The sequence below is a fragment of the Microbacterium pollutisoli genome (genome assembly GCF_053586795.1).
Genome location: NZ_JBNYWT010000002.1, coordinates 625,215 through 631,470, shown reverse-complemented (window position 1 = coordinate 631,470; position 6,256 = coordinate 625,215). Strand labels below are relative to the sequence as shown.

Below are 6,256 nucleotides of genomic sequence, written 5' to 3'. Positions count from 1 at the left end.
AGCCGCTTCCCGCACGCTGCCCACCGACACCGCCAGTCGCAACACCCCCACACGAGACTCCAACAACACCTCAGGACCCACGCCCCACCTCCAGATTCAGGTGTTGCACTGACCCCCTGAATCTGCCGCATCCATAAGCCCCACACGCGCCAACTTGCCACGCGCGCCGCAATCGCCCACCCCGAAGTTGGCGCTTACGTGGGGTATCGGGCATCCATAAGCCCCACACGCGCCAACTTGCGACCAGCGCGTTGCCACCAGCGCGCCGCGCAGCCGAGCTGCCCGGGAAGACCTCAGAACAAGCGCGGGGCGCCCGACTCGATGCCCTTCATCTCGTCGTAGTCCAGGGTGACGCAACGGATGCCACGGTCGCCCGCCAGCACCTTGGCCTGCGGCTTGATCTCCTGCGCCGCGAACACGCCGGTCACCGGGGCCAGGTGCGGGTCGCGGCCGAGCAGTTCGAGGTAGCGGGTGAGCTGCTCGACCCCGTCGATGTCGCCGCGCCGCTTGACCTCGACGGCGATGGTGCCGCCCTCCGGGTTGCGCAGCAGCAGGTCGACCGGGCCGATGGCCGTGGGGAACTCGCGGCGCACCAAGGTCAGGCCCTCGCCGATCACCGACACCTGCTCGGCCAGCAGTCGCTGCAGGTCCGCTTCGACGCCGTCCTTGACCAGTCCCGGGTCGACGCCGAGTTCGTGCGCCGAGTCGTGCAGCACCTCGTAAATGCGCACGGTCAGCGAGTCGCCGGTCTTCGCGTGCGTGACACGCCACTTCTCGACGACGTCGACGTCGGTCTCGTCGGGCTCGATGACGCTGAGGGTGCACGGCGGACTCATCCAGTTCAGCGGCTTGTACGATCCGCCGTCCGAGTGCACCAGCAGTGACCCGTCGCCCTTGTGCAGCAGCAGCCGCGTCGCCTCCGGCAGATGCGCGTTGAGGCGGCCGGTGTAATCAACGGAGCAACGAGCTATGACGAGGCGCACGGCGACGAGCCTACCTGCGCTGCGGCCCGGGGCCGTTTGTAGGGTGGATGCCATGACATCTCGGTCGCCGTTCAGCTGTGTCCTGTGGGACGTCGACGGCACCGTCGTCGACGCCTCCGAGGGGATCCTCCGCCGCCTGACGCTGTGCCTGAACGAGCTGGGCCTTCCCGCACCCACGCGGGCCGAGCTCGTGCACTGGATCGGCCCGCCGATGCACGAGTCGTTCCAGACCAACGTCGGCCTCTCGCCCGAGCAGGCCGCCGCGGCCACGACGCTGTACCGCCGCATCGGCAAGGCCGACGGCTACACGAACGGCGCGCGGCTGTATCCCGGCATCGGCGAGCTCATCACCGAGCTGGGGGATGCCGGCATCCCCCAGGCGACGGCCAGCTCCAAGCCGGAGGTGCAGGTCAGCGCCCTGATGGAGCACTTCGACCTCGCGCCGATGCTGCAGTCGATCACGGGGGCGACCCCCGACGAGAAGACCCTGGCATCCAAGGCCGACATCATCGGCGAGTCGCTCCGGCGCCTGGCGGCACTCGGCTACGACACCAGCCGGCCGGTGCTGATCGGGGACCGCCACCATGACATCGACGGCGCGGCCGTGCACGGGGTCCCGGTGGTCTTCGTGCGCTGGGGCTTCAGCTGGCCGCACGAGTCCGAGGGCGCCGACGCGGTCGTCGACACCATCGACGAACTGCGCGCGCTGTTGCTGGTCCCGGAGGGGACATGAACCTCGCCGCCGTGTGGGCGTGGGTGCTGCCCGCGCTCGTCGTCTTCGGCACCACCGCGGTGCTCGCCGCCGGCGCGATCTGGGCGCTGCGCCGCGCGCGCCGGTCGCCGCGCGCGCGGGCGGCGGCCGAAGCCGAGCGCACCACCGCGGGTTCCGCCCTCGTGCGCCTGGACAACGCCGTCGACGAGCTCGATCTCGAGGTGGCGCTGTCGGGGGCGCTCTACGACGGCACCGCGCCGGCGTCGCTGCGCCGCGCACGCCTGGCCGCGCAGCACGCGCGCGATGAGGCGTTCGCCGAGTACGCCGAGCTCACCGACCAGACTCATCCCGATGAGATCCGTCGCGCCTCGCGCCGCATCGCCTCGCGGGTCGACGCGGTGCTGGCCACGATCGACCACGCCCGCCGTGAGCACTCCGACTGGATGCAGCGCAACGTGTCGGCAGCCGCCCAGCTGGCCGCTGCGCGCGAGCGCGCGGATCGGCTGCGGGAACAGCTCGGCGACCCCGAAGCGCTGCGTGCCGAGCTCGCCGCCCGCTTCGATGCGTCGGAGTGGACGACGGCCGATCGCGGTGCGCGGGAGGCGGTGGCCGCGCTGGCCGAAGCCGACCGCTTGTTGCGCGAAGCGGCTGAGCATGTCGATGACCCGACGCGATCGGTGCTGCCCGAGTTGGGGCGCGCCGAACGTGAGCTGCGGCGGGCCGATGCCGCCGCGCGCACGCTCGAAGAGACCCATCGGCTGGTGACCGAGGCCGCGATGGCCGTCGACGAAGAGATCGCGACGGCGCGGGCTGCGCTGCAGCAGGCCGGCGAGGTGCGGGCCCGGCTCGAACCCGACGATGCCGACCGGCTCGGCGCCGAGATGCGGCAGATCGCCGAGAGCCTGGACGAGTGGGCCGGACATGCACGGCGTCGGCCGACGGCGACGGTGGATGCCGTCGCGCGGCTGCGTGACCGGCTCGATCTGGCCTTGGGGGATGCGCGCACGGCGCAGCAACGGCTGCGGGGCGCACGGACGGCGCTGCCCGGCAGCCTGGCGGCCGCGCGGGCGGCGATCGCCCGGGCAGAGCCTGCGGTGGCGCGCGCCGGAGCCGACGCCCGGGTGCGGCTGGCCGCGGCGCAGGACGAACTCGCCCGGGCGCGCGGCGCAGCCGATCCGGTGGCCGCACTTGACGCTGCGCGGCGAGCGCTGCGAAACGCCGAGGATGCCTCGGCGCTCGCAGATTACGATCGCCTCACGCGGGGCTGACGCCCCACGTGGGTGAATCCTTCAGCCCCGGAGGGCTCGGGACTCAGAGGGGACGGATGTTCTCGGCCTGCAGGCCCTTGGGGCCCTGCGCGATCTCGAACTCGACGCGCTGGTTCTCCTCGAGCGAGCGGTAACCGCTCGCATCGATGGCCGAATAGTGGGCGAAGACGTCGGCGCCGCCTTCATCGGGCGCGATGAACCCGAAGCCCTTCTCCGAGTTGAACCACTTGACGGTGCCGCTGACGCTCATGAACTGCCTTACTTATGCGTATGCCGACGCAAGTCGCGTCGGTGTCCCCAACTTACGGGGCCTTGGCACGTGCTGTCGTGCCCTGTCGTCAGATGGTGACACAAATGTTGCATGATCGACGCCCACTCGACGCCCGGGCGTCGTGTGAGACATGAGCCCGGGCGTCGATGGATCCCCCCGGATAGGCCACGCAGAGCGTGGCATTGCCCACTCTACTGATATATCGCCCGTCCCGGGAGAGCGTCGATCGGCCGCGACACGCCCGTCCGGCCGTACACTGATCCGGATGCCCGCGACCCTGTCCCCCATCGACGTGACCGATGGTGTGATCCTCGGCGACGCCGTGTACGAGCAGATCGGCGCTGCGATCCTCGACGGCCGGCTCTCGCCGGGTGAGCGTCTGCGCGACATCGACGTCGCCGCGCAGCTGGGGGTCTCGCGCACGCCGGTCCGCGAGGCGCTGCAGCGGCTCGAACGCTTCGGCCTCGTCGAGGTGGCCGTCGGCCGCTACACGCGGGTGTCCGAAGTCGATGACGCCCTGCGCCGCGACACCGAGGTGTTCACCACCTACTTCATGGGCAACGGCCTGCGCATCGCCCTGCAGGCCTGTTCCGACGACGAGCTCGCCGGGCTCGTCGAGGCAGCGGATGCCGTGGTCGCGGCGGCCGCCTCACGCAATGCGCTGCAGCTGTTCGAAGCGTCGACGCAGATGTTCGTGCTCGTCACGCGGGCCACGCACAACACCGTGTTCACGACGTTCATCCGCGAGGCCTCGCTGGCGATCCTGCGCAACCTCCGCGGGTGGCAGCCGTTCATGAGCACACCGCTCGAACGCGCCGAGGGGTATACGCGCCTACGCGATTGCATCGCGTCCCGTGACGCCGACGGCGCCGAGCAGGCCCTGCGCCATCTTCACGGCGTGGCCTGATCGGTCACACCCCCACGCGTGCGCCCACGCGGTACTTGGCGGCGCGGTGGGTGTCCTTCACGCGGTCGCCCTCACCCTGCAGCTTGTGCCGGAGGGTGCCCGGCGTGTAGGCCGTGGGGTACGCGTTCCGGGCGCGCAGCACCGGGATCACGTGCTCGATCACGTCCTCCCACGTCTCGTGCGCGACGGCGTACGCGAGGTTGAAGCCGTCGACGTCGGTCTCGGCCTGCCAGCGCTGCAGCTCGTCGGCGATCTGCTCGCCCGAGCCCACGATGGTGGGACCGAGGCCGCCGATCGCGTTCTTGCGGGCCAGGTCGCCGACGGTCCACTCGCGGCCGAGGTCGGCTTCCTCCTGCAGATGCTGCAGCGTCGACTGGATCGCGTTGGACTTCACGTTGCCCAGCGGCTCGTCCCACGAGTAGGTCGACAGGTCCACGCCCATCCACCCCGAGGTGAACACGAGCGCGCCCTCGGTCGAGGCGTACTGGTCGTACTCGGCCTTCTTCGCGCGCGCTTCTTCCTCGGTCGCCCCGGTCACGATCGTGATGAGGGTGTAGATCTTGGCGTCGTACCGGTCGCGGCCGGCGGCCTCGAGGCCGTCGCGGATGCGCTTCACCGTGCCGGCGAGCACCTCGGTCGAGGGCGCGGCCACGAAGATCGCCTCGGCGTTCTCGGCGGCGAACGCGACGCCACGGGGCGAGGCGCCCGCCTGGTAGATCACCGGGGTGCGCTGCGGCGAGGGCTCCGAGATGTGGATGCCGGGGACGTCGAACCACTCGCCGTGGTGCTCGATGGGGTGCACCTTGGCGGGGTCGGTGAACACGCCGGTCTCGCGGTCCTCGATGACGGCGTCGTCCTCCCACGAACCTTCCCACAGCTTGTAGAGCACTTCGAGGTACTCGTCGGCGTGGTCGTACCGGCGGTCGTGCTCCATCTGGTCATCCGCGCCCATGTTGCGCGCCGCGCTGGGCAGGTAGCCGGTGACGACGTTCCAGCCGATGCGGCCGTTCGTCAGGTGGTCGAGCGTCGTCAGGCGCCGCGCGAAGGGATAGGGATGCTCGAACGCGGTGCCCGCCGTGATGCCGAAGCCGAGGTGCTCGGTCACCGCGGCCATGGCGGACGCCAGCAGGATCGGGTCGCCGACCGGCACCTGGGCGCCGTTGCGGAGCGCGGCCTCGTTCGTCCCGCCGTACACGTCGTAGGTGCCGAGCACGTCGGCGATGAACAGCCCGTCGAAGGTGCCCTTCTCCAGTAGCCGGGCGAGGTCTGTCCAGTACGCGATCGTGTTGTACTCGCGGGAACGGTCGCGAGGATGCCGCCACATGCCGGACGCCTGGTGGGCGACGCAGTTCATGTCGAAGGCGTTGAAACGGATCTGCCGGGTCATGCCCCCGAGACAACTTCACCCGCGCCCGGTCGGCAAGCCGACCCGTCACACATCGTCACGCATCCCGCCCCCGCTCACTGCCAGGCACGCACCCGGCGCCCCTGGCATCCGATCAACGTCTGCCCGTCGCCCCACACGACCGTCCAGGTGTGGGGTGCCGAGGCATCCAGCGGGATCGTGACGTCGGCCACGGTGTTCGGTCCCGACGAGCCACGCCGCGGTCATGCAGCCGGCGTCCCGGCTTGCGGAGACGGTGATCTCGACACGGCCGTGCGTGGGGGCGAACAGCAGGCGGAGGGGTGTCTCGGTGCGGACGACGAGATCGGCGCGGTGGCGATGGGTCCCGGTGGCCGACCCGACCGGGCCGGAGAAGACGCCGGTCTGCAGGTTCGACACGCGCAGCGGCGCGTCCTCGGGTCGCCAATCGGGCTGGTCCGCGTCGATCCGCAACGAGACGCCGTCCGCGACGATCTCGTATCGTGCGCAGGCCCGCTCCGGAGTGGTCCACTGCGGCAGGTAGCCGGCCACCCACCGCCGCGCGCTCAGCCCGTCGCGGAAGTCGTCGTCGAACTCGGGTGCACGCTTCGGTGCCGCGGGAAGGCTCTCCGACCAGTCGGCCATGGGAAACGGTGGCACGCGGGTGGGTCGGTGTGCACCCCCGACATCGCATCGTCCCGGGAACGGAACAGCCCCCGCCCGGTGAATCCCAGGTCGGGGGCTGATTCCTC

The 6,256-nt window shown here is 70.7% G+C and carries 7 protein-coding genes; 3 read left to right on the top strand and 4 right to left on the bottom strand.

Translation table 11 applies throughout. From position 1 onward, the window contains the following. Nucleotides 1–293: 293 nt before the first annotated feature. A complete protein-coding gene (nucS, locus tag ACQ143_RS07860; protein WP_449570125.1) occupies nt 294–983 on the bottom strand; it encodes an endonuclease NucS in 690 nt (229 codons plus the stop codon). 52 nt (nt 984–1,035) lie between these two features. On the opposite strand from nucS, the gene ACQ143_RS07855 reads away from it, so the two are divergent. Both ACQ143_RS07855 and ACQ143_RS07850 read left to right on the top strand, forming a co-directional pair. Beyond that, nucleotides 1,036–1,716, top strand: coding sequence for an HAD hydrolase-like protein (locus tag ACQ143_RS07855; protein ID WP_449570124.1), 681 nt, complete (start codon nt 1,036–1,038; stop codon nt 1,714–1,716). Beyond that, nucleotides 1,713–2,963 carry a hypothetical protein gene (locus ACQ143_RS07850; protein ID WP_449570123.1) on the top strand — a complete coding sequence of 417 codons (1,251 nt, stop codon included), beginning with the start codon at nt 1,713–1,715 and terminating at the stop codon, nt 2,961–2,963. Before ACQ143_RS07855 ends, ACQ143_RS07850 begins: the two co-directional genes overlap by 4 nt. Nucleotides 2,964–3,006: 43 nt before the next feature. Here the strand turns inward: ACQ143_RS07850 and ACQ143_RS07845 are convergent, their stop codons facing one another. Continuing rightward, complete coding sequence (locus ACQ143_RS07845) at nt 3,007–3,213, bottom strand: cold-shock protein (RefSeq protein WP_449570122.1); 207 nt, start codon at nt 3,211–3,213, stop codon at nt 3,007–3,009. Between the two features lie 286 nt (nt 3,214–3,499). Between ACQ143_RS07845 and ACQ143_RS07840 the strand changes: the two genes are divergently transcribed. After that, complete coding sequence (locus ACQ143_RS07840) at nt 3,500–4,141, top strand: GntR family transcriptional regulator (RefSeq protein ID WP_449570121.1); 642 nt, start codon at nt 3,500–3,502, stop codon at nt 4,139–4,141. A 4-nt stretch (nt 4,142–4,145) separates the two neighbouring features. Here ACQ143_RS07840 and ACQ143_RS07835 read toward each other — a convergent pair whose 3' ends face one another. After that, nucleotides 4,146–5,528 carry an LLM class flavin-dependent oxidoreductase gene (locus tag ACQ143_RS07835; RefSeq protein WP_449570120.1) on the bottom strand — a complete coding sequence of 461 codons (1,383 nt, stop codon included), beginning with the start codon at nt 5,526–5,528 and terminating at the stop codon, nt 4,146–4,148. Nucleotides 5,529–5,573: 45 nt separating this feature from the next. Then, nucleotides 5,574–6,149, bottom strand: coding sequence for a hypothetical protein (locus ACQ143_RS07830; RefSeq protein ID WP_449570119.1), 576 nt, complete (start codon nt 6,147–6,149; stop codon nt 5,574–5,576). Between the last annotated feature and the right edge of the window lie 107 nt (nt 6,150–6,256).